The organism is Arsenophonus endosymbiont of Aphis craccivora (assembly GCF_013460135.1).
Classification (GTDB): domain Bacteria; phylum Pseudomonadota; class Gammaproteobacteria; order Enterobacterales; family Enterobacteriaceae; genus Arsenophonus; species Arsenophonus nilaparvatae.
The window spans coordinates 1,296,596-1,319,717 of the sequence record NZ_CP038155.1; the positions used below are offsets into that span (position 1 = coordinate 1,296,596).

The window sequence follows — 23,122 nt, forward strand, 5'->3', positions numbered from 1 at the left end:
GAATATAAAGTTAACTGATACGATTAATCTTAAAGTCAAAAATATTGTCACTGATAGTTTGTTGTTAAGGATAGAATATGGCGAACTACAGTAGTTTTACGACGGTTAGTTCATTTTTTCTCTAGCATAGTCTTATTTTATAATCAATATCTGTTAAGCATAATACTTTGCTCGGCTTATAACTCAGGCTTATCAGGCTTATCAGGCTTATCAGGCTTATCATGCTTATCATGCTTGGCTTACAGTTACCAGGTATCAGGGAAACCTCTGTTATTCAAGCTGAGCTTGATCCTAGTGTTGAAACTTGGATGCTATTTGTTGCCGTTTTCATTATTTATACCGATTTATTATTGTTAAGGTTTAGTTGGTTATGGTTGATAACGCGATTTAGTCGGTTGTTATTAAAAAAACGGCCGTTGCAATTTGCTTCTTATACTTATCGTGAATTGTGGTTGGCATCATTTGCTGGAGTACGTTGAGCAATCACCTTGGCAGGTGTCCTTTCCATACCGCTATTTCTTACCGATGGTACCACTTTTCCCGCTCGCTATCAGTTAGTTTTTATTGCCGCTGGGGTTATTATGCTATCGATTTTTATTGGCGTGCTTGCTTTGCCGCTTTTATTGCATAACTTTAAAGTGGGTGACAAACTGGCAGATATTAATGAGATGCGAATGGCAAAAGCGGCGATGGCGGAAGTGGCTATTGTCAGCTTAAATAAAATGGAAGAGCGCCTTTCGGCCGATGCTCAAGAAGCGCTAGATCCTGACGTTATTAATGAAGTTGCTTCCCGTGTTACTGGTTATCTGCGTCGTAGAACCGCCGGTCAGGATGAAATGGAGCATAATTTGTTAATAGAAGATTTAGAGCGTCGTTTTCGTTTAACGGCGTTACGAGCCGAGCGGGCAGAGTTATATCACTTACGTGCAACGAAAGAGATCAGTAATGAAACCCACTATTATTAGATCTTGATTTGATGGAAGCTTTGTTGATTGATAAAGAGCATTAATCTACTAAGAGACAGACCATGGGATTGTTAGTTATTACGACGCTGCTGTGGGCAGCGTCTTTTAGTTTAATCGGCGAATATTTAGCAGGCCAAGTTGATAGTTGGTTTGCTGTTTTAGTCCGGGTTGCTCTGGCGACAATGGTTTTTTTAACTTTTCTACGCTGGAGTGGATTGTCGTTGAAAATTATTTTACTTTATATGCTAGTCGGTGCTTTTCAGTTAGGTATCATGTATCTATTTGTTTTTCAATCATATAATTATCTTAGCGTCGTTGAATTTTTACTCTTCACAGTGTTAACCCCGCTTTATATAACGTTATTTTATGATCTATTGGAAAGGCAGCATCTACGCTGGGGATATTTGTTGAGTGCAATGCTGGCAGTGATTGGAGCTGCTATCATTCGTTATGATCATTTGAGCGGATCTTTTTGGCTAGGTTTACTTTATGTGCAATTGGCGAATATTTCCTTTGCGATTGGCCAAGTTTGTTACAAAAGAATGATGGAAATTTCTCCTATTCCACAGCGGCAAGCCTTTTCTTGGTTCTATATCGGAGCCTTTACTATAGCACTATTCGGTTGGATGATATTCGGTGATGTTAGTAAATTACCCACCACAAAAATACAGTGGGGTGTTTTAATTTGGTTGGGAGTGGGCGCTTCTGGTATTGGCTACTTTATGTGGAATTATGGCGCGACGCAGGTAGATGATGGTACGTTGGACATTATGAATAATATGTTGGTACCAGCCGGATTATTGGTCAATTTTGTTGTCTGGCAACAGCATCGCGATTGGCTTAGCTTTATTTTAGGTAGCAGTCTACTGTTGTTATCTCTTTGGGTACATTGGCATTGGCTCTATCGATCAACTTTAAGCAAGATAGATTGAACGCCAACAATTGGATCCATAGTGACGGAAATGGTCGCCGCTAATTAAACGAAATTTGCCCATCGTAACAGGGATGGGCAATAATGATTAGCTACCAAAAAATTTATCTTTTAGTAGTTTAAGACCAATCGACGTTAAATCTAATTTTTCCGGTATTTTACCATCTGGGGTGGCTTTGTTGAATAAATCAGAATTAGCCGACAGGATGGCTCCCTCTGCTACAGCTGTTATCCGATCCTGACGCTGTGTGGCATACCCAACAACGTCATACGGTTCAGCGCTTTGACCATCGCCATTGCTTCACCTACCTGAGCCTCATAGTCACGCAGCCTCAGATGGCCACCCAGCAAAGTTTTTATGCGGAACATCGCTGTTTCTGCCACTGAACGCCGGTGATAACCCACTTTCTTTTTCCACATATCATTACTCCTGCTCAGACGCTGATTCGCCACCGCATGGTTACGTTCATGGTACTTGTCCGGCCAGTATTTCGCTCCGCTTCGCGGCGGGATAAGGGGCCTGATTTTCTTTCTTAGCAACGCATCGTGGCAGTAACAGGCGTCATAAGCACCGTCTGCTGACACTTCCCTGATTTTCCGGTGGGTTTGGTTAATCAGGCCCGGCAGTGCCTGCGCATCTGTCGTTCCGCTGAGCGATAAGTCGGCACAGATAATCTCATGAGTCACACTGTCTGCTGCCAGATGAAGCTTGCGCCACACTCTTCGTCTGTCAGCCCCATGCTGCCTGACTTTCCATTCACCTTCGCCAAAGACCTTCAGACCGGTACTGTCGATGACCAGATGAAGCTTGCGCCACACTCTTCGTCTGTCAGCCCCATGCTGCCTGACTTTCCATTCACCTTCGCCAAAGACCTTCAGACCGGTACTGTCGATGACCAGATGCGAGATTTCACCACGCGTTGGCGTTTTTATGCTGATGTTGACGCTCTTTGCTCGTCTGCTGACCAGCGAGTAGTCCGGACAGCACAGCGGCAAAGACATGAGTTTAAAAATCGAATCAACGAAGCCCTGTAATGCCCGGAGCGACAGGTTAAACACACGCTTCATCATCAGGACAGTGGTAACAGCCATATCGCTGTAGTAAAGCGGCCGGCCACGACCTTCAGGCGAAGAACTGTCAGTCCATCCAGCGATGGCCGACTCATCAAGCCAGACCGTCAGGGAACCGCGTTGTCTGAGTGCCTTGTTGTACGCGGGCCAGTTGGTAATTTTAAACTTTTGCTTTGCCATGGGGACCTGATGTTGAAACGAATTTAGCGATCAGCTCCGCCAATCACCTAAAAGTTCGATTTATTCAACAAAGCCATCTGGGGTTGCTGTATTAACTAATTTAGGCAAATACTCTGCGATTAATGAAGACGTTTGTTCTGAATTTAAACCGACTTTACTGGCTAAGGCAGAAATATTACTTGTACCAAATATTGAGCTAATTTGCTCCATACTTACGGGTAAGTTCTCCCCTGAGCCTATCCAGGATTGAATAATTCCTCCAAATCCTTGTTGCTCAAATTTATTAATTAAGCCCCGAATGCCACCTTGTGTTTCAATCCAGCTTAAAATATTTTTATATTGATTAAATTTTCACCACCAACCATATCGGTAAGTTGATCTAAAAATCCCATGATAACCCCCTTGCAACATCAAAATTGGTTAAACGATTGGTATCTTCCAACCTTTAAATTCTACAAGGTTAGAAATTATTAAAATCTTTGCTAGTCATACGTTAATAATAGTGAGTGATAAGCTAAAAATACAATAAAAGACTTAAAAGATTTACCGGATCCTTTTAATTAATCAAGTGATTTTTATTTATTAAAAATACGATATGATCAAGCTAGCATAAATAATTTGATCATATTTTTGTGTAAAAGCAGCTTTTCATTATTGCTTTAAATGATCCCTATCATTAAAAGGTTATCATTTTATTATTAAATTAATGGATTAAATAAATTAAAAATACAGTATGGTGTAATTATGTCTGATGTTTTTCACTTGGGATTAACTAAAAATGACTTACAAGGTGCAACGCTTGCTATTGTGCCTGGCGATCCAAATCGGGTAGAAAAAATTGCCAAATTAATGGATAACCCGGTATATCTGGCTTCGTTACGTGAATTTACCTCATGGCGTGCTGAACTTAATGGCAAGTCGATTATTATTTGTTCAACCGGTCTTGGTGGCCCCTCGACTTCTATTGCTGTTGAAGAATTAGCACAATTAGGCATACGTACTTTTCTTCGTATCGGTACTACCGGTGCAATTCAAAAAAATATCAATGTCGGTGATGTACTTATTACTATATTACTACTGGCGCAGTACGTCTAGATGGTGCTAGCTTACATTTTGCGCCTTTAGAATATCCTGCGGTAGCTGATTGTAATTGTACCAATGCGCTTTATGATGCAGCTAAAGCAGCAGAGAGCACAACCCATGTTGGTATTACTGCGTCTTCGGATACTTTTTATCCTGGTCAGGAACGTTATGATACCTATAGTGGGCGCGTTGTTCGTCGTTTTCGCGGATCGATGGAAGAGTGGCAAAAGATGGGAGTGATTAATTATGAAATGGAGTCGGCCACCTTACTTACTATGTGTGCAAGCCAGGGATTATCAGCAGGTATGATTACTGGCGTGATTGGGCTTTGTTGAATAAATCGAACTTTTAGGTGATTGGCGGAGCTGATCGCTAAATTCGTTTCAACATCAGGTCCCCATGGCAAAGCAAAAGTTTAAAATTACCAACTGGCCCGCGTACAACAAGGCACTCAGACAACGCGGTTCCCTGACGGTCTGGCTTGATGAGTCGGCCATCGCTGGATGGACTGACAGTTCTTCGCCTGAAGGTCGTGGCCGGCCGCTTTACTACAGCGATATGGCTGTTACCACTGTCCTGATGATGAAGCGTGTGTTTAACCTGTCGCTCCGGGCATTACAGGGCTTCGTTGATTCGATTTTTAAACTCATGTCTTTGCCGCTGTGCTGTCCGGACTACTCGCTGGTCAGCAGACGAGCAAAGAGCGTCAACATCAGCATAAAAACGCCAACGCGTGGTGAAATCTCGCATCTGGTCATCGACAGTACCGGTCTGAAGGTCTTTGGCGAAGGTGAATGGAAAGTCAGGCAGCATGGGGCTGACAGACGAAGAGTGTGGCGCAAGCTTCATCTGGCAGCAGACAGTGTGAATCATGAGATTATCTGTGCCGACTTATCGCTCAGCGGAACGACAGATGCGCAGGCACTGCCGGGCCTGATTAACCAAACCCACCGGAAAATCAGGGAAGTGTCAGCAGACGGTGCTTATGACGCCTGTTACTGCCACGATGCGTTGCTAAGAAAGAAAATCAGGCCCCTTATCCCGCCGCGAAGCGGAGCGAAATACTGGCCGGACAAGTACCATGAACGTAACCATGCGGTGGCGAATCAGCGTCTAAGCAGGAGTAATGATATGTGGAAAAAGAAAGTGGGTTATCACCGGCGTTCAGTGGCAGAAACAGCGATGTTCCGCATAAAAACTTTGCTGGGTGGCCATCTGAGGCTGCGTGACTATGAGGCTCAGGTAGGTGAAGAAATGGCGATGGTCAAAGCGCTGAACCGTATGACGTTGTTGGGTATGCCACACAGCGTCAGGATCGGATAACAGCTGTAGCACAGGATCGGATAACAGCTGTAGCAGAGGGAGCCATCCTGGCGGCTAATTCTGATTTATTCAACAAAGCCGTACCAATGTGATATTGCGGCCAGGTGGGGCAGAAACTTTGGAAAAACTGGTTAATGAAACGACATCTTTTTATATTAATATAGAAATAGAAAAAGCAGCGGCGTTATTGAATACACCACCGACCAGAGGTGTATTACTTATCAGTGATGAAGGAAAACCGTTTGTAGATTTAGTTTCATTCCACTCTCCTGTTGTTGATTCTTATTCTCCATTACAAAAATGGCAAGAGCTGCAAAAATTGTCAGATATTTTAATGCATACTCCTTTTGAAGCAGAAGGTATTATTACTAAATTATTTGTCGATGCAAAAGGTACGCGTCATATTGTTTTACATAGTAAACCTAGTTCTATGTTACTTTTACGCTATATTAGTGCTTTTCTATTAAACTTGGTTTTAATGGCAACTTTTATACTAAATCTTATTCTGGTTATTACACGTAAGCGTATAAATCAGTGGCGATTAAAAAGTATTCGGCAATATTATGAGCATTGTTTCAATATTGTCTCTTCCACTGACCAGCAAAAAAATATGTAACCTAATGAAAAGAGTATGAAAACACAGTCAGATATGGATTTGATTATTCGTTTAGATAAATGGTTATGGGCTGCACGTTTTTATAAAACTCGAGCAATTGCTCGTAAAATGATTGAGGGTGGCAAAGTTCACTATAATGGGCAGCGAAGTAAACCAAGTAAAGTCGTTGAAAAGCATGCCATTATAAAATTAAGACAAGGAAATGATGAGTTAACTATAGAAATATTGGCCATTAGCGATCAGAGACGGGGCGCATCAGAAGCAAGAGCGTTATATCATGAAACACAAGACAGTATTGTTAATAGAGAAAGATTGGCTTTAGCGCGTAAAACTAATTCATTAACCATGCCAAACCCAGAACGTCGTCCTGATAAGAAAGAACGACGTAACCTGATTAAATTTAAGCATACAAATTTAAATGAGTCATTTTGATGACAACTTTAGCAATGAGAGAAAATATGTCTAAACATGACCAGTTACACCGTTTTTTGTTTCAAAATGATGCTGTTCGTGGTGAGCTAGTTTCAGTCAATGAAACTTATAAAAAGATACTCGATCAACACGATTATCCGTCAGCAGTTAATCTATTATTGGGTGAATTGTTAGTTGCCACTAGTTTATTAACAGCAACTTTAAAATTTGAAGGTGATATAACCATACAAATTCAGGGAGATGGCCCGGTAAAAATGTTGGTAATAAACGGAAATAATCACCAACAAATGAGAGGTGTTGCTCGTATTGAAGGTTCAGTTACTGCTCAATCATCATTAAAACAGATGGTTGGCCAAGGTTATATGGTGATCGTTATCAAGGTTTTGTTGCATTGGAAGGTAATACAATAGCGGAATGTTTGGATGATTATTGGCTTTGTTGAATAAATCAGAATTAGCCGCCAGGATGGCTCCCTCTGCTACAGCTGTTATCCGATCCTGACGCTGTGTGGCATACCCAACAACGTCATACGGTTCAGCGCTTTGACCATCGCCATTGCTTCACCTACCTGAGCCTCATAGTCACGCAGCCTCAGATGGCCACCCAGCAAAGTTTTTATGCGGAACATCGCTGTTTCTGCCACTGAACGCCGGTGATAACCCACTTTCTTTTTCCACATATCATTACTCCTGCTCAGACGCTGATTCGCCACCGCATGGTTACGTTCATGGTACTTGTCCGGCCAGTATTTCGCTCCGCTTCGCGGAGGGATAAGGGGCCTGATTTTCTTTCTTAGCAACGCATCGTGGCAGTAACAGGCGTCATAAGCACCGTCTGCTGACACTTCCCTGATTTTCCGGTGGGTTTGGTTAATCAGGCCCGGCAGTGCCTGCGCATCTGTCGTTCCGCTGAGCGATAAGTCGGCACAGATAATCTCATGAGTCACACCGTCTGCTGCCAGATGAAGCTTGCGCCACACTCTTCGTCTGTCAGCCCCATGCTGCCTGACTTTCCATTCACCTTCGCCAAAGACCTTCAGACCGGTACTGTCGATGACCAGATGCGAGATTTCACCACGCGTTGGCGTTTTTATGCTGATGTTGACGCTCTTTGCTAGTCTGCTGACCAGCGAGTAGTCCGGACAGCACAGCGGCAAAGACATGAGTTTAAAAATCGAATCAACGAAGCCCTGTAATGCCCGGAGCGACAGGTTAAACACACGCTTCATCATCAGGACAGTGGTAACAGCCATATCGCTGTAGTAAAGCGGCCGGCCACGACCTTCAGGCGAAGAACTGTCAGTCCATCCAGCGATGGCCGACTCATCAAGCCAGACCGTCAGGGAACCGCGTTGTCTGAGTGCCTTGTTGTACGCGGGCCAGTTGGTAATTTTAAACTTTTGCTTTGCCATGGGGACCTGATGTTGAAACGAATTTAGCGATCAGCTCCGCCAATCACCTAAAAGTTCGATTTATTCAACAAAGCCTGTAATAACATAAAAGTAAATTATCATTCCACAGCATTTCATTGATAAAAAAATACTTTAATATAAGAGGAACGCCTTTCTTGGTATAAATCAGTTTTTGCAATCCTGACACTTCAAATTGACGTTCCGCAAATAAACAACCTCGCAAATAAAACTCGCCATCCAATACCTGCCCAATAATGACATGATTGACTAGAATACAATAACCCCCGAAATGCGGTTTTTTCTTTATGTGGCCATAATTTTCCATTAGGCTTTGCAAACAAGAAAAACGAGAATCAAATAAAAGCATAATTGCCACTCTCCATGTGAACGCTCACAAATCTAATATTTTTATACTTCTCCATATTTTAATCAGTTAAAATAGTAAGAAAATTTATTAAGTTATTTCATCCACTTTAAAAACTTCCTTGATTATTGCAAAACCGTGTATACAAAAGGCGACGAATAAAACCTTAAGCATCGTTTAATATTAAATTAAATATAGCTAAATAAATATCTTACCAATTACAAAACATAACTTAATAGTTACCCTTTTTATCCAATATTTATAATAAATAAACTGTCGCATATATCCATTTAACTCATTAATAGTTAATAAAAATATTCTACTTAACAGGGGCTTTGTTGAATAAATCGAACTTTTAGGTGATTGGCGGAGCTGATCGCTAAATTCGTTTCAACATCAGGTCCCCATGGCAAAGCAAAAGTTTAAAATTACCAACTGGCCCGCGTACAACAAGGCACTCAGACAACGCGGTTCCCTGACGGTCTGGCTTGATGAGTCGGCCATCGCTGGATGGACTGACAGTTCTTCGCCTGAAGGTCGTGGCCGGCCGCTTTACTACAGCGATATGACTGTTACCACTGTCCTGATGATGAAGCGTGTGTTTAACCTGTCGCTCCGGGCATTACAGGGCTTCGTTGATTCGATTTTTAAACTCATGTCTTTGCCGCTATGCTGTCCGGACTACTCGCTGGTCAGCAGACGAGCAAAGAGCGTCAACATCAGCATAAAAACGCCAACGCGTGGTGAAATCTCGCATCTGGTCATCGACAGTACCGGTCTGAAGGTCTTTGGCGAAGGTGAATGGAAAGTCAGGCAGCATGGGGCTGACAGACGAAGAGTGTGGCGCAAGCTTCATCTGGCAGCAGACAGTGTGACTCATGAGATTATCTGTGCCGACTTATCGCTCAGCGGAACGACAGATGCGCAGGCACTGCCGGGCCTGATTAACCAAACCCACCGGAAAATCAGGGAAGTGTCAGCAGACGGTGCTTATGACGCCTGTTACTGCCACGATGCGTTGCTAAGAAAGAAAATCAGGCCCCTTATCCCGCCGCGAAGCGGAGCGAAATACTGGCCGGACAAGTACCATGAACGTAACCATGCGGTGGCGAATCAGCGTCTGAGCAGGAGTAATGATATGTGGAAAAAGAAAGTGGGTTATCACCGGCGTTCAGTGGCAGAAACAGCGATGTTCCGCATAAAAACTTTGCTGGGTGGCCATCTGAGGCTGCGTGACTATGAGGCTCAGGTAGGTGAAGCAATGGCGATGGTCAAAGCGCTGAACCGTATGACGTTGTTAGGTATGCCACACAGCGTCAGGATCGGATAACAGCTGTAGCAGAGGGAGCCATCCTGGCGGCTAATTCTGATTTATTCAACAAAGCCCTTAACAGGCAGAATACAAAATACGCAATCCTATCCAAACTGCAACAATTAAATGTTCAATTAAGCAGAAAAGTTAATTTTTTGCGAAGCGCTGTGTAAAAATCGGCTTGATATTATATGAATATACAATTACTGTATATGCGTACAGTAATAAACTGAGATCAATATGAATACCAACACATGGAATTACCCAATAAAAAACAGAGAATCAACCTAGTAATGTCCAAAATTTACTATTACCAAATTATAGAAATGCGCCAATATATTCAAACGGCGTAGTTAATGAATGGGTATATAATGAAAATAATCCTATGGTTGAAGTACTTCTGACATCATTATTACACCGTTTTCGCGATGAATCTCGTTGGCTATTATGGCTAAATCCTAACCGAAAATTAAGCCGTAATTGGTTGATTAATTCAGAGCTACCGTTAAATAAAACAGTACAAATAAATTCACTAAGCCCAGAAATGAGCGTTATTGCTATGATAAAAGCATTATCTAGCGGCACTTGTAGTATTGTCTTAGGCTGGTTACCGACTGTATCACCATCATGTTTACAACATTTAGAGCATGCAGCACAGCTTGGAAACAGTATTGGCTTTGTTATGCGGCCTGCAAATATTAATTGTGCCCGCGGACATTCTAATTAGCTAAAAATTCATTCTAATTATTATCACTAGCCTAGATTAGGATTATTCCTAATCTATTTGATGAATTGTAAACGACAATAGACAAAAACAAAAAAAAATAATATAAATCATTTGGTTAATTCTTTAACCATGGCAATATAGTTATAAATTATATCTATAATTCACCGATTGCCTTTTAAAAAGTTAATAAGATTAATGTTTCCTCTACTTGTAACTTTTGAAGTTCGTTGTAAACTTTACAAAGTTAAGGTAGTGCTTGGATTCTACTTTTTATTTGAATAATTCCTTAGGCAGATAAAGTAGAAACGAAGATAGTAGAGCGTAATAACTTAACCAGCATTTTAAACCATACGGCTTATAAAAAAGCTCAAGAAGCTGATGCCTATATTGGATGATAACGAGGCGTAAAATGAAAAAGATAGCTATCGCAGTAGCAGTGGCAGCTTTCGCAACTGCAGCTCAGGCGGCCCCTAAAGATAATACCTGGTATACCGGTGCTAAATTAGGTTGGTCACACTTTGAAGATACCGGCTTTCATCCTGACGATGAAAATGTTGGCATTGGTAAAGCTAAGCGCGATCAACTAGGCGCAGGTGCCTATGTTGGTTACCAACATAATCAATATCTCGGTTTCGAATTAGGTTATGACTGGCTTGGCAGAATGAGATATTCTGGTCAGCCAAATAACGGTAGCCTGAAATCGATGGGTGTTCAATTAACCGCTCGTCTAAGTTATCCACTGACAGACGAATTAGATGTTTATGGTCGTCTCGGTGGTATGGTATGGCGGACTGATGCAAAAGCAAACGTATCCGGTCAAGATTCCTTTAAAGAGCATGACACTGGTTTTTCTCCAGTTTATGCGCTAGGGCTTGAATATGCTATTACCCCTGAATGGGCAACTCGTTTAGATTATCAATGGGTGAGTCATATTGGTGATAAAGATTCACTATCCGTTCGTCCAGATAATGGGATGTTGAGTATTGGTGTTGTATATCGATTCAATCAAGACGCAGCGCCTGTGATTGTACCAGCACCAGCTCCAGCACCAATCGAAAACAAACGTTTTACTTTACGTTCTGACGTTTTATTTGAGTTCAATAAACATACCTTGAAGCCAGCAGGTAAAGCTGAACTTGATAAGTTGTATAGCGAACTAACGAATCTTGACCCAACTCAAGGGAGTGTGATGGTTCTTGGCTATACTGACCGTATTGGTTCACCATCCTACAACAAACCTTTATCTCAGAAGCGCGCACATGAAGTTATGAGCTACCTGATTTCTAAAGGTATTCCAGCGAACGCAATTAGTTTACAAGGTCGCGGAGAAGAAAATCCAGTAACAGGTAGTACTTGTAATAACGTAAAACCTCGCGCTGCATTAATCAATTGCTTAGCACCAGATCGTCGAGTTGAAATCGAGATCCAAGGTACTACAGAAGTAACTCCGCAACCGTAGTATCTGTTTAAAAAATTATTTATTTACAAATAAAATAACCCTTTTTTAAAGGGTTATTTTTTGCTTAAAATTTATTGCTAAGATGGCTAAAAAATCCAGATTTAAGATCCTATTTTTACGCTAGTCACCCAGTATATTTTGTAAATCCTGCTTAAATGTCGACATTTGGTTTGCATACTGGTCTTTTCTCTCTGCATCTTCAATAAGATGCACAATAGCTTCAGAGAGCGTGCAGCCTTGTTTTCTTGCTAAAATAGATAGTCTTTGCCAGACAAGAAAATCTAAATCGATAGATTTTTTACATGAGTGCTGATGCTCGGCATTAAAATGTCGCTTTCTGCTGGCTCTAATTGTTTGCTTCATTCGATTGGATAAATCTGGCGACATATGATTTTTTATCCAGTTTATCACTTTTGTTGGGGTATTTTCTAATTTCAACAGTTGCTCAATCGCATCCTGAACGGCGCTTTTTTCTACATACTTAGTGATATTCTCACCATCGCGATACTTTTTAACCAAGTAATCCCATTTCCAACCACATTCAAGATTTTCAAGCTGTTGATATTTAATAATCATCTCTGTGACAACGTAACTTATGTAATTATAACAACATTTAACAATAAAAACGTTTGGTTTTTTAGCCAACTTAATAAAATCTTAGTAAGAAATCACACTATATTGAAATGTTAGCAAAAAATATAATTTTTCCTATTTATACAAGTCAATCGACAAAAAATCATAATTAGTGCGATAGAATATGATTATTCACATTTATAGCTAGCAACTTTCACTATGTTCTAAATTGAAATAATACATTCTATCTACTGTATTAGTGTTTTTTGTCATTAGCTTACTAATTGGATATTAACCATTAGTTACTAATGTTCAGTCCCAAATTATTTACATTGACTAGACTTTTACATTTTTTATTGCACTTATTACTACAGTTTATGAATAAAATTATATTTAAAATATACAAAATTAATAGTGGCATAAATTTAAACAAACGTTAATATAATGATTTCATCCTAAAAATTTTATAATGCTGGAAACGGATATCTTGTTTTCATAGTAAAATGTACCTGTTTCTCTAAAAACAATAGCGTATTTCTAAAATGTCTTCTATCTTGACTTCATACAATTAGGATATTGAGGATAATTGATAAACTTTTTATCTAAATTATAAGTTGAAAAATAGCGTGATTAGTAACGAATTAATATGGCAGAATTTAGCACCTGATTATGAACCTTATCTTAATCTTTTTGCTGCTGCTGATAAACTAGATAATGCCACTTTGGCCATCATTCAACCTAGATTATATAACAGTCTGGAAAGGTTTTTATTAACACCAACCTATTCTCCTTTTGCTATCATTAAAGCATTAGAATGCCAAAGCTACTTATCTGAGTTAGCAAAATGCATTAAAAATATTAATCCATCCTCAGTAGCTATCACTGGAGATTATCAACAATCAAATGGAAGATTTCATTGGCAAGCAGGAACTAAAGGATCATTTACACCCTGTCATTCGGTCTATTTCTGTAACTGGATAGAAATGCCTCAATTATTTGGCAGTGTTCATCAACATCAAAATAGTGTTCACTTAGAGCCAGGACTATTACATAAAATCAATGGCGGAGTATTATTACTTTCCGTTGGTACATTATTAGCGCAGCCATTGATGTGGCAGCGCTTAAAACAGATGGTGATGCAAAAACGGTTTGAATGGCTTCCAGCCAATGATAATCAATTTTTACCCTATCCAATTGATTCAATGCCACTTGATATTAAGCAAATTTTGGTCGGCGACCATTTTAGCCTTGAAGAACTGGAAACAAAAGAGCCTGAGCTTTTTTCTCAAGCTACCTATGGAGAATATGAATTTGAATTGAATTTTGAACATAGTGGTCAATTATCGCTATGGGTGCAATTTATTAAACAAATTATTACCGATTGCCAATTTCCTGCTTTAACGACTGATGCGTGGCCAACCTTCATTACTCAAGCAATTCGATATACGGAAGACAAATCTATCCTACCGCTAGATAGAATGTGGCTCATTCGTTGTTTAGCTGAGGCAAATCAATTTCAACAAGATAATCAGTTAACTGCAAAATCGTTCCAAACAGCGATGCAACAGCGCCAGTGGCAACACGGTTACCTAGCCAAACGCAATCTATATGATATTCTGCAAAAACAAGTTTTTATTAAAACTGAAGGTGAAATGATTGGCCAAATCAATGGCTTATCTGTTATGCAGTACCCAGGGCATCCAGAACTTATCGGTGAACCATCACGTATTACTTGTGTTGCTCACTTCGGTGATGGTGAGTTTACTGATGTAGAACGTACAGTTGAGCTGGGCGGTAATATTCACGCTAAAGGCATGATGATTATGAAAGCCTATCTCAATTACGAATTAAAGCTTGAACAGCCACAACCCTTTTCTGCCTCAATCGTATTTGAACAGTCTTACAATGAAGTTGATGGTGATAGCGCATCATTAGCTGAACTTTGTGCATTAATTAGTGCACTTTCTCTTCAGCCTATCGATCAGCAAATTGCGGTTACCGGTGCAGTAGATCAATTCGGTTATGTACAACCGATTGGTAGTATTAACCAAAAAATCGAAAGCTTTTTTAACGTCTGTTTCCAACGTGAATTAACCGGTCAGCAAGGAGTTATCATTCCTGCGGCTAATATTCGTCATTTATGCTTAAAAACCGATCTTATTGCAGCAGTCAAATCTGGCGTATTTCACCTTTGGCCGGTTGAACACGTTTCTGAAGCCATTTCAATTTTAACCAAACATGCTTATTATAAGCAACAATATGATACAAATAACTTACACCTGTTAGCTTTAATACAAGAACGAATTACTCAGGCTAATAACCAAGAAAGACCAAAATTCATGGGGCTGCTAAAGTGGCTGAATTAAATTAAAAAAAATCGCTGATCGGAGTTGCTCAGCTTACAAGTGTACGCTATTCTTTAACCTTATTATTAATAATAAGGCTATTTAGTAATATGGTTGATAAACGCAACTCCTATAAAAAAGAAGATTTGGATGCTTCCGGCAGAGGTAAACTTTTTGGTGAAAATGGACCGCCATTACCTTCCGGTAATATGTTGATGATGGATCGCATCACAACAATGACCGAAAGTGGCGGCAATTATGATAAAGGGTTTATCGAAGCAGAATTTGATATCAAACCTGATTTATGGTTTTTTAGTTGCCACTTCACTAATGATCCCGTTATGCCTGGTTGTCTAGGGTTAGATGCAATGTGGCAACTCGTTGGTTTCTACCTGGGATGGCTTGGTGGTAAAGGTAAAGGCCGAGCACTGGGCGTAGGTGAGGTCAAATTTACTGGACAAGTTTTGCCAACCGCAAAAAAAGTAACCTACCGTATCCATTTAAAACGTGTTATTAATCGAAAATTGATTATGGGTGTGGCTGATGGTGAAGTCTTGGTTGATGATAAGTGCATTTACACAGCAAAAGATTTGAAAGTCGGTTTATTTCAAGATACAAGCAGCTTTTAAAGTCAGATTTTTGTGTCATAAACCCCTTCTGTTATCAAGCTGAAGGGGCAAATATGTTATATTTTATACATTCAAGATAATTGGCTCGCTATTGATTGTCCAACCTGAGTCCAACCTCTTGCTAACGTCCTAACTAATGCCGAATAGCCATTTTCATCTTGATCAAGCAGCAGACTAAAATCTCGCTTGATAATGACTTTATCACTTTTATAAATCCAGTTTCCCTGGATAATCACTTTACCATCATAACGGCCATGAAAAGCGGTCAAAAAGACATTAAGACTATCAGGTCTGTTTTCCAGCGGTTGAGCCGATCCTAATCGATTAGGCAACATTATTGATAACTGATTGACTAAATTTTGCATCAATTGCTGTTCTAACGGGCTTGCCCATAGATGATTGTTTGCATTAACATAATTAACATCGCTAGTTTGGTAAGTAATACCATTAGCTGCCAATATTCCAGACAATTGCACTGTCTGTACCCAAAGCTGTTTTTGCGTTAGTAAATCACTTTTTTTAGTCACTAAGCTCGGCGTTGTTGGTAATTGATAATAAGATTTTTCAATACCACTACTACAACCGATAAGTAAAAAACACAAAATCCATGCCAAATATCTCATTATTTTGTCACCTTCTTCGGTTCTGGATCCTTGATCGATTTTGCTTTAAAAACAAGTGCATTACTCTTATTATTCAATGTCTTGATAACGGGTTGAATATCTCTTAACACCTGATCAAGACGCTGCATATTATCGATCATTCTATTATAGGCAGGTGATCCTGGTTGCAAACCTTGCATAACGCGATTTAATTCAAGCAAAGTCTGTTGCAGATCAGCGGGGATCTTTTGAAAGTCTTTGCTAGTCATCAGTTTATTCAACTCAGATAAAGTACGCTGTGCTTCACGAATGGTTTTCTGACTTTCTGCTAGCGTATTTGTGGCTTGACTTATCATAGGCTCAATCGGCAGACGATTGATTTTATCTAGTGCCTCAACCACTTTTTGTTGGATCTGTGATAATCCAGCACTAACCGTTGGAATAATATCGTAATCAGCAACTTTTAATGGCCCTTTCCATTGGCCTTTTTCTGGATAGAAATCCAAATCGATATACAATGCTCCGGTAATTAGGTTAGCCGATTTGAAAGCTGCTCTTAATCCTTGTCTTAATGCTGCGGCAAACTCTTTTTCTAGATCAATATCGGTACTAACACGACCAGGCTCAATATGAATTAAAACAGGAATACGGAATTCATTATCCAATTTTGCCGTAATTTCTCAGAATCAAACGGAACCTCCATCACGGTTCCTAAGCGAATTCCTCTACATTCAACTGGTGCGCCAGGTTGTAATCCGCGAACTGAATCAGAGAAAAACAAAATAAAATCTTTGTGTACAGTATATAAAGAGTTCTGAATACTTCTTTGATCTTCATAGAGTCTGAATAGGCTTTTATCTTCCACCCTCTTACCTGGTTGCCAACCCTCTACAACATCAAAACTAACACCCCACCACTAAATAGTGTGGTTAAAGAGCCCATCTCTAAGTCTAAGCGAACACCTTGTGCCGATAGATCAAAAGCAATACCACTATCCTGCCAAAAACGAACATTTTCCGTTACTAGCCCATCATAAGGGGCATTAATAAAGAGTTGATAATGCATATTGCGGCTTTTAATATCAAACGAACTCGCTTCTACCGAACCGACTCGATAACCATGGAATAGCGCTGGGGCGCCATTTAATCTACCAGCCTGATCACTAGTCAAAATCACTCGAATACCTTTAGCATCAGGTGAAGCTAATGGCGGCGAACCTAATAAATCAAATTTCTCAGCATGCTGTTCACTATTGCCAGGTTGTACTTCAATAAATACGCCAGAAAATAGCGTGCCTAAACCGGTTATTCCCTCTTTGCCAATAGCCGGTTTAACGATCCAGAATGCGGTATCTTTCTTTAACAAATCTCTCATGCCATCATTTAAACGTGCTTTAATAATTACACGCTTAAAGTTGTTATCAAGAGAAACTTTTTCCACCAAGCCTATGTCAACACTACGACTTTTCAGTTTGGTTTTTCCCGCTTCAACACCTTCGGCATTATAGGTAATCAATGTCACTTCAGGACCTAAATGGCTAAAATGGTAAATTAGGATCCAGGCACCAATAAAGATGGTGATAATTGGAATGATCCAAATCGGTGACCAGCTTTTTAGTTTACTGATCTTTGCTTGCGCGTCAGTGTTATTTTTATTAGCCACCTTGCAACCCCTTTTCTAACCGAATTCTACTCTGCGATACAACATTACAGCGATCCCAAGTTAAACGCGGATCAAAAGTCATTGCCGCAAACATGGTTAAAATCACAACAGCAGCAAATAAAATCACCCCAAGTGCCGGTGAAACGCTCATTAATCGTCCCATTTGCACCAATGACGATAATACTGCAATCACAAAAACATCAATCATTGACCAACGTCCAACACATTCAACAAGTTCATAAACAAAATGTATCCTCGCCGGATCCCGATTGCCATAACCTTTAGCATCAAAACATAACCAGCCTACTGCCACTATTTTTAAGCTAGGTACCATAATGCTAGCAATAAAAATAATAATGGCGCCCGGATACGAACCATCACCCCATAACAAAATAACACCGGACATAATAGTAGAGTCTAGTCTACTACCTAATGTATTGGTGATCATAACAGACAAAACGTTTGCTGGAATATAAAGAACTAATGAGGAGAGCAATAATGCCATGGTATTTTTAAACTATTAGGCCGCCTAACATATCCTTTGGTATGGCAACGAGGACAGTATTTACGTTCAGCTGGCAAAATGGCCATACAAATATGACAGGATCTGACGTTTTGACTAATACCACTTTTGCCTTCTTGCAGTGGAATCTCAAGCTTTGGCACTTCACCTATTTTCTGCCATAACCAATGTCTATCTAAACATTGAAATGCCCTGACCTGCAACAAACAAAAAAAACAATAAGGAACAAAACTGATACCCAAAGTAATTTCACCATAGGTCATTAGTTTTACAAAACTAACCAGCACACCAGCTAGAAAAATTTCTACCATGCACCAGGTTTTCATGTGAAATAACGTCCTAGCAAGATTTATTTTTAACCAAAGCGGGAGATTAACTCGTTGACATAATAAAATAATGGCAACCATACAAAAAGCGGGTACTGCCACGACAAAAAGGAGAAAAAACCAGCCAAGACTAGCATACTTTACATTAAACATGGCATGAGCAATATTAAACAGTCAAATTTGACTTTCAATGCCCATGACACTCATTTTTACGTAAGGAAATAAACAGGCAATAAGCAACATCACTAATGCGCTAATCGCTATTGCAGTTGGTTGATTAGCGATACTTCCACTTAGCAGATAAAACAGTATGACAGCGTGGACAGCTGGCTCTAGTGCCTTGTTCTAAAACCGGTAATGCTACCAATAAATCACATTGGGGGCAGAGTATCTTATTATGACAACTTTCTTTAAGATGATTATGAGAGCACAACTTTTCTCTCCTCTATACATTCATAATGCCAAATTATTGGCTATTTTTAAGTGATTCTAATTCTTGCCAACGCTCGAATGTCATTTCCATTTCTGCTTCTTTCTCAGCTAATGCTTTTAATACTGATTCAGTAACGCTATGGGGCTGATTAAAAAATTCCGGCGCACTAACTTGAGCTTGCAAGATGGCAATTTCAGCTTCTAACGCTTCTAACTGCAGCGGTAATTGTTCTAGTTCTCTTAATAAATGATCACTAATTTTATTACTTTTTCGTTTTGGCTGCTCTTTAGCTGTTTCCACTACCGCAATATTGGCTTTACTAACAGTAGCAGGCGATAAAGAAATTTTTTTTCTACGCTGCGAAGAGGCGTCATAAAACCCCCCCACATACCGCTCAACTTTACCATGATCTTCAAACATCCAGCACTCAGTTACGGTATTATCAACAAATTGACGATCATGGCTAACCAATAATACTGTCCCTTTATAACTATCAACGAGCTCTTCCAATAGTTCAAGTGTTTCAATATCTAAATCATTAGTCGGTTCATCAAGGATCAACAAATTACTGGGTTTTAAAAACAAACGTGCCAATAATAATCGATTTTTCTCTCCACCTGAAAGGGCTCGCACCGGTGTCATGGCGCGTTTAGGATGAAACAAGAAATCTTGTAAATAACCAAGCACATGACGCGGCTGTCCATTAACCATTACTTCCTGTTTACCTTCAGCTAAATTATCCATCACCGTTTTATCCGGATCTAGCGTCATTCTATGTTGATCAAAATAAGCAATCTCAAGTTTGGTACCGCGGTAAATATTACCGCTATCCGCCTCAATTTGTCCTAACATCCACTTGAGCAATGTTGTCTTGCCGCAGCCATTAGGCCCGATTAAGGCTATTTTATCACCACGTTGCACTTGGACACTAAAATTATCAATTAATACTTTATTGCCAATGCGATAATTAACATTTTCAAGCTCAAACACTAGCTTGCCTGAACGACTTGCATCGGAAACCTGCATCTTCGCCGTCCCCATTACCTCGCGTCGCTCAGAACGTGCTAGGCGTAAGGATTTTAATGCTCTCACTCTGCCTTCATTACGAGTACGCCGGGCTTTTATTCCCTGGCGGATCCAAACTTCTTCCTGTGCCAATTTACGATCAAACTCAGCATTCTGCTGCTCTTCTACCCGTAATGCTTCTTCTTTATTGATCAGATAATCGTCATAATCACCCGGCCAGGAAGCTAATTTACCCCGATCAAGATCAATGATGCGAGTTGCCATATGGCGAATAAAAGAGCGATCATGGGAGACAAACACGATACTACCCTGAAAATCTTTTAGAAAATTTTCTAACCATAAGATGGTATCAATATCTAAATGGTTGGTCGGTTCATCAAGAAAAAGAACCCGTGGCCCACAGACTAAAGCACGCGCCAATGCAGCCTTGCGTAACCAACCGCCGGACAATGCAGATAACGGGCTGTCAGCTGGCAGCTGCAATTGCTTAATCACATCATTAATTTGTGTATCGAGTAACCACAAATTATCGCGATCTAATACCTCCTGCAATTCAGCTAACTTATTAAGATTCTTTTCACTGGGATCTTGTTCGACCATTTTTGCTATTTTATGAAAAGATTTAATATAATTTGCCTGCTCTTTAGCACCTTCAGCGACAAAATCAAAAACAGTACCACCGATATCACGCGGTGGATCTTGCTGTAAACGAGCAACCTGCAGATCCTGCTGATAAACGACCTGACCATCATCAAGCGGTTGTTCTTTGGTCAATACGCGCATTAGGGTTGATTTGCCGGCACCATTACGGCCAACCAAACAAACCCTGTCATTATCTTCAATATGCAACTCTGTATTATCTAATAACGGCGCATCACTAAAAGCCAGATAGGCAGATGACATATTCATTAATGACATAAATTACTTTTCCGTATCTGCATGACCAATCAACCAGCAGTTATGGATCTGGCGATTACGTGTAAAATCAAGTGAAATGGTTTGCTGAGTGATTTCCTTGGCAGTTAATCCTAATTGAGTAATACCTGACATATCCATTTTAAAACCACGCTTATTATTAGAAAATACCACTGTACCGCCAGGACGCAGCAAGCGCTTAATCTGCATCATCAAGTTGATATGATCACGTTGCACATCAAAGGTGGCATTCATTCGTTTTGAATTGGAGAAAGTGGGTGGATCAATGAAAATCAAATCAAATTTTTCTGTCGTCTGCGCTAACCAAGCGAAACAATCAGCCTGAATAAGCCGATGATGCTGACCGGTTAATTTATTGGTCTGTAAATTTTTTTCTGCCCATTCTAAATAGGTACGCGACATATCAACACTAGTGGTGGAACGAGCACCACCGAGACCCGCATGTACCGATGCCGACGCCGTGTAAGCAAACAGATTCAAGAAATCTTTTCCTTTACTCATATTCGCTAACATTTTACGCACCAAACGATGATCTAAAAACAATCCTGTATCCAAATAATCGGTCAAATTTACCCATAATTGGTCATTATACTCATGTACTAATAAAAACTTACCCTGCTGGGATAATTTCTCATATTGTTGCTTACCGGCTTTGCGCTGGCGTGTTTTTAACACCAATTGGCTGGAAGTTAATGCCAATACCTGCATGATTGCACTGATCACATCAAACAGACGTTGTTTAGCTTTATGGCTATCTATACTCTTGGGCGGCGCATATTCTTGAATAACAATATGTTCGCCATAACGATCAACTGCAACATTATATTCAGGTAAATCAGCATCATAAATGCGATAACAATCAATCCCCTGTTGTTTGGCCCATTTATTAAGTTTTTTCTCATTTTTGTTCAGCCTGTTAGCAAAATCTTCGCCAACCATGCTATGGCTGCCAACCGTTTTAGCTGATAACAGATAATTTTTCTGAATGCAATTTAACGGTCCATTTTTGGTTTTAAACTCACGTTCGGCTCGTAGCCCTAAGCAAGCTAATAGTTCTGGCGAACCACTAAATAGCGATAAACGCCAGCCTGGAAACTGATTTTTTAATACTCGTCCTAAGAGACTGTAAAGCGCGATTAAAGCAGGTTCACTTTCCAAACGCTCACCATAGGGTGGATTGCTAGTGATAAACCCCTGTTGAGCAAATGTAAATGGATTATCCAATTTAGCCGCATCACCAGGTTGGAAATTTATTAAAGAGTGAACACCGGCTTGTTTAGCATTCTTCTTGGCTATTTCCAAAATGTGGCGATCAATATCTAAGCCATAGAAAAGCGCAGTCGCTTGCTCGATCCCTGTCTGAAACCGTTTTTCCGCTTCAGCAATTACAGCAGCCCAAAGCGTTGGATTATAACCCGACCAGCATTGAAATCCCCAAAATTGACGCGCTAAACCAGGTGCACGATCACAGGCCATCATTGCAGCTTCAATTAATAATGTGCCGGAACCACACATCGGATCGACCATTGGCAAACCAGGCTGCCAACCTGAGCGTAAAACAATGGCAGCAGCTAAATTCTCTTTGATAGGCGCTTGCCCTGCTAAACTACGATATCCACGGATATGGAGCGGATCACCGCTTAAATCCAACGATATTGTGGCGTTATCTTTATATAAATGGACATTAACCCGTATATCGGGTTGCTGTTTGGCAATGTTGGGCCGTTTATTCATTTTACGCGTAAAGCTGTCCACAATAGCGTCTTTCACCCGTAAAGTCCCATATTGGCTATTGCGGATAACTTGGTTAGTTCCATTAAAATAAACGGCAAAAGTATCATTTACGGTAAACAAATCAGGCCAATCAATTGTCTGTGCTGCAAGGTAGAGATCCATATCATTAAAAACCTGGCAGCTAGCTAAGGGTAATAAAATCCTCGATGCTAAAAAACTCCATAACAGACTCAAATACATGCCACGTTCGTCAACTTGAAAATGCACGCCACCCTGAGCAATATGACAATATTTTGCTCCTAATGCCTCCAGTTCACTTTTAAGTAATTCTTCCAGTCCAAATGCCGTAGTAGCAAACAGAGCTCTCATATCGTTGTCACCTGAATAAAAAATTGCTGCACATTATAGCTAACCCTGCGCACATATCATAAAGTTACTAGCAAAATTATCGCGCTTAAA

At 40.2% G+C, this 23,122-nt stretch carries 18 protein-coding genes and 5 pseudogenes; 12 read left to right on the top strand and 11 right to left on the bottom strand.

Annotation, left to right across the window (positions count from 1 at the left end; all coding sequences use genetic code 11):
* Positions 1-218: 218 nt before the first annotated feature.
* Together E3U36_RS06760 and E3U36_RS06765 are read left to right on the top strand one after the other, a co-directional pair.
* Positions 219-1,009: pseudogene (locus tag E3U36_RS06760) on the top strand (cation:proton antiporter family protein); the annotation flags it as partial.
* A gap of 18 nt (positions 1,010-1,027) precedes the next feature.
* Positions 1,028-1,897 (top strand): carboxylate/amino acid/amine transporter, encoded by an 870-nt coding sequence (locus tag E3U36_RS06765; RefSeq protein ID WP_180815946.1) that lies wholly within the window; start codon positions 1,028-1,030, stop codon positions 1,895-1,897.
* Positions 1,898-2,124: 227 nt separating this feature from the next.
* On the opposite strand, the gene E3U36_RS06770 is transcribed toward E3U36_RS06765, so the two are convergent.
* Entirely contained in the window at positions 2,125-3,147 is a 1,023-nt protein-coding gene (locus tag E3U36_RS06770) for an IS5 family transposase (RefSeq protein WP_180815948.1), read from the bottom strand.
* A gap of 60 nt (positions 3,148-3,207) precedes the next feature.
* Positions 3,208-3,477, bottom strand: coding sequence for a YidB family protein (locus E3U36_RS12600; RefSeq protein WP_369412967.1), 270 nt, complete (start codon positions 3,475-3,477; stop codon positions 3,208-3,210).
* 414 nt (positions 3,478-3,891) lie between these two features.
* Here E3U36_RS12600 and udp point away from each other — a divergent pair.
* Positions 3,892-4,553 (top strand): annotated as a pseudogene (gene udp, locus E3U36_RS06780) (uridine phosphorylase); the annotation flags it as partial.
* Here the strand turns inward: udp and E3U36_RS12605 are convergent.
* A complete protein-coding gene (locus E3U36_RS12605) occupies positions 4,475-4,636 on the bottom strand; it encodes a hypothetical protein (RefSeq protein ID WP_238337407.1) in 162 nt (53 codons plus the stop codon). The pseudogene udp and the gene E3U36_RS12605 sit on opposite strands and share 79 nt — an antisense overlap.
* Between E3U36_RS12605 and E3U36_RS06785 the strand changes: the two genes are divergently transcribed.
* The 4 genes and pseudogenes from E3U36_RS06785 to E3U36_RS06800 all read left to right on the top strand — a co-directional run.
* Complete coding sequence (locus E3U36_RS06785) at positions 4,630-5,553, top strand: IS5 family transposase (RefSeq protein WP_180815949.1); 924 nt, start codon at positions 4,630-4,632, stop codon at positions 5,551-5,553. The two genes, E3U36_RS12605 and E3U36_RS06785, sit on opposite strands and share 7 nt — an antisense overlap.
* 88 nt (positions 5,554-5,641) lie before the next feature.
* Positions 5,642-6,169, top strand: coding sequence for an IgaA/UmoB family intracellular growth attenuator (locus E3U36_RS06790; RefSeq protein WP_255479072.1), 528 nt, complete (start codon positions 5,642-5,644; stop codon positions 6,167-6,169).
* A gap of 15 nt (positions 6,170-6,184) precedes the next feature.
* Complete coding sequence (gene hslR / locus E3U36_RS06795) at positions 6,185-6,601, top strand: ribosome-associated heat shock protein Hsp15 (protein ID WP_180815953.1); 417 nt, start codon at positions 6,185-6,187, stop codon at positions 6,599-6,601.
* A 26-nt stretch (positions 6,602-6,627) separates the two neighbouring features.
* Positions 6,628-7,034, top strand: a pseudogene (locus E3U36_RS06800) (Hsp33 family molecular chaperone HslO); the annotation flags it as partial.
* Between the two features lie 54 nt (positions 7,035-7,088).
* Here the strand turns inward: E3U36_RS06800 and E3U36_RS06805 are convergent.
* On the bottom strand, positions 7,089-8,012 hold the full coding sequence (locus E3U36_RS06805) for an IS5 family transposase (RefSeq protein ID WP_180815955.1): 924 nt from the start codon (positions 8,010-8,012) through the stop codon (positions 7,089-7,091).
* Positions 8,013-8,076: 64 nt separating this feature from the next.
* Positions 8,077-8,379, bottom strand: coding sequence for a TfoX/Sxy family protein (locus E3U36_RS06810; protein WP_238337552.1), 303 nt, complete (start codon positions 8,377-8,379; stop codon positions 8,077-8,079).
* 403 nt (positions 8,380-8,782) lie between these two features.
* On the opposite strand from E3U36_RS06810, the gene E3U36_RS06815 reads away from it, so the two are divergent.
* The 3 genes from E3U36_RS06815 to ompA all read left to right on the top strand — a co-directional run bounded on the left by E3U36_RS06815 (position 8,783) and on the right by ompA (position 11,874).
* Positions 8,783-9,706, top strand: coding sequence for an IS5 family transposase (locus tag E3U36_RS06815; RefSeq protein WP_180815959.1), 924 nt, complete (start codon positions 8,783-8,785; stop codon positions 9,704-9,706).
* Between the two features lie 316 nt (positions 9,707-10,022).
* On the top strand, positions 10,023-10,415 hold the full coding sequence (locus E3U36_RS06820) for a SulA-like leucine-rich domain-containing protein (RefSeq protein ID WP_180817567.1): 393 nt from the start codon (positions 10,023-10,025) through the stop codon (positions 10,413-10,415).
* Positions 10,416-10,824: 409 nt separating this feature from the next.
* Positions 10,825-11,874 carry a porin OmpA gene (gene ompA, locus E3U36_RS06825; protein WP_180815960.1) on the top strand — a complete coding sequence of 350 codons (1,050 nt, stop codon included), beginning with the start codon at positions 10,825-10,827 and terminating at the stop codon, positions 11,872-11,874.
* Between the two features lie 120 nt (positions 11,875-11,994).
* On the opposite strand, the gene matP is transcribed toward ompA, so the two are convergent.
* Positions 11,995-12,444, bottom strand: a complete 450-nt coding sequence (gene matP / locus E3U36_RS06830; protein WP_180817568.1) for a macrodomain Ter protein MatP — start codon at positions 12,442-12,444, stop codon at positions 11,995-11,997.
* 629 nt (positions 12,445-13,073) lie between these two features.
* Here matP and E3U36_RS06835 point away from each other — a divergent pair.
* Together E3U36_RS06835 and fabA are read left to right on the top strand one after the other, a co-directional pair.
* Entirely contained in the window at positions 13,074-14,813 is a 1,740-nt protein-coding gene (locus E3U36_RS06835) for an AAA family ATPase (protein WP_180817569.1), read from the top strand.
* Between the two features lie 89 nt (positions 14,814-14,902).
* Positions 14,903-15,421, top strand: a complete 519-nt coding sequence (fabA, locus tag E3U36_RS06840) for a bifunctional 3-hydroxydecanoyl-ACP dehydratase/trans-2-decenoyl-ACP isomerase (RefSeq protein ID WP_180815961.1) — start codon at positions 14,903-14,905, stop codon at positions 15,419-15,421.
* Between the two features lie 71 nt (positions 15,422-15,492).
* Here fabA and pqiC read toward each other — a convergent pair whose 3' ends face one another.
* The 5 genes and pseudogenes from pqiC to rlmKL all read right to left on the bottom strand — a co-directional run bounded on the left by pqiC (position 15,493) and on the right by rlmKL (position 23,032).
* Positions 15,493-16,047, bottom strand: a complete 555-nt coding sequence (gene pqiC, locus E3U36_RS06845) for a membrane integrity-associated transporter subunit PqiC (RefSeq protein ID WP_180817570.1) — start codon at positions 16,045-16,047, stop codon at positions 15,493-15,495.
* Positions 16,044-17,685, bottom strand: a pseudogene (gene pqiB / locus E3U36_RS06850) (intermembrane transport protein PqiB). The gene pqiC and the pseudogene pqiB overlap by 4 nt, the downstream one beginning before the upstream one ends.
* Positions 17,678-18,967 (bottom strand): annotated as a pseudogene (gene pqiA, locus E3U36_RS06855) (membrane integrity-associated transporter subunit PqiA). Before pqiA ends, pqiB begins: the two co-directional pseudogenes overlap by 8 nt.
* A gap of 33 nt (positions 18,968-19,000) precedes the next feature.
* The gene (locus E3U36_RS06860; RefSeq protein WP_180815963.1) at positions 19,001-20,911 is read right to left on the bottom strand and encodes an ABC transporter ATP-binding protein; all 1,911 of its coding nucleotides are present in this window, start codon (positions 20,909-20,911) and stop codon (positions 19,001-19,003) included.
* Positions 20,912-20,914: 3 nt separating this feature from the next.
* Positions 20,915-23,032, bottom strand: a complete 2,118-nt coding sequence (gene rlmKL, locus E3U36_RS06865; RefSeq protein ID WP_180815965.1) for a bifunctional 23S rRNA (guanine(2069)-N(7))-methyltransferase RlmK/23S rRNA (guanine(2445)-N(2))-methyltransferase RlmL — start codon at positions 23,030-23,032, stop codon at positions 20,915-20,917.
* Positions 23,033-23,122 lie beyond the last annotated feature (90 nt).

Coding starts and splice junctions, on each gene's coding strand:
- ompA (WP_180815960.1), top strand. CDS start 10,825: ATGAAAAAGATAGCTATCGCAGTAGCAGTGGCAGCTTTCGCAACTGCA.
- E3U36_RS06815 (WP_180815959.1), top strand. CDS start 8,783: ATGGCAAAGCAAAAGTTTAAAATTACCAACTGGCCCGCGTACAACAAG.
- E3U36_RS06805 (WP_180815955.1), bottom strand. CDS start 8,012: ATGGCAAAGCAAAAGTTTAAAATTACCAACTGGCCCGCGTACAACAAG.
- rlmKL (WP_180815965.1), bottom strand. CDS start 23,032: ATGAGAGCTCTGTTTGCTACTACGGCATTTGGACTGGAAGAATTACTT.
- E3U36_RS06770 (WP_180815948.1), bottom strand. CDS start 3,147: ATGGCAAAGCAAAAGTTTAAAATTACCAACTGGCCCGCGTACAACAAG.
- E3U36_RS06785 (WP_180815949.1), top strand. CDS start 4,630: ATGGCAAAGCAAAAGTTTAAAATTACCAACTGGCCCGCGTACAACAAG.
- hslR (WP_180815953.1), top strand. CDS start 6,185: ATGAAAACACAGTCAGATATGGATTTGATTATTCGTTTAGATAAATGG.
- fabA (WP_180815961.1), top strand. CDS start 14,903: ATGGTTGATAAACGCAACTCCTATAAAAAAGAAGATTTGGATGCTTCC.
- E3U36_RS06765 (WP_180815946.1), top strand. CDS start 1,028: ATGGGATTGTTAGTTATTACGACGCTGCTGTGGGCAGCGTCTTTTAGT.
- E3U36_RS06810 (WP_238337552.1), bottom strand. CDS start 8,379: ATGCTTTTATTTGATTCTCGTTTTTCTTGTTTGCAAAGCCTAATGGAA.
- E3U36_RS06860 (WP_180815963.1), bottom strand. CDS start 20,911: ATGTCATTAATGAATATGTCATCTGCCTATCTGGCTTTTAGTGATGCG.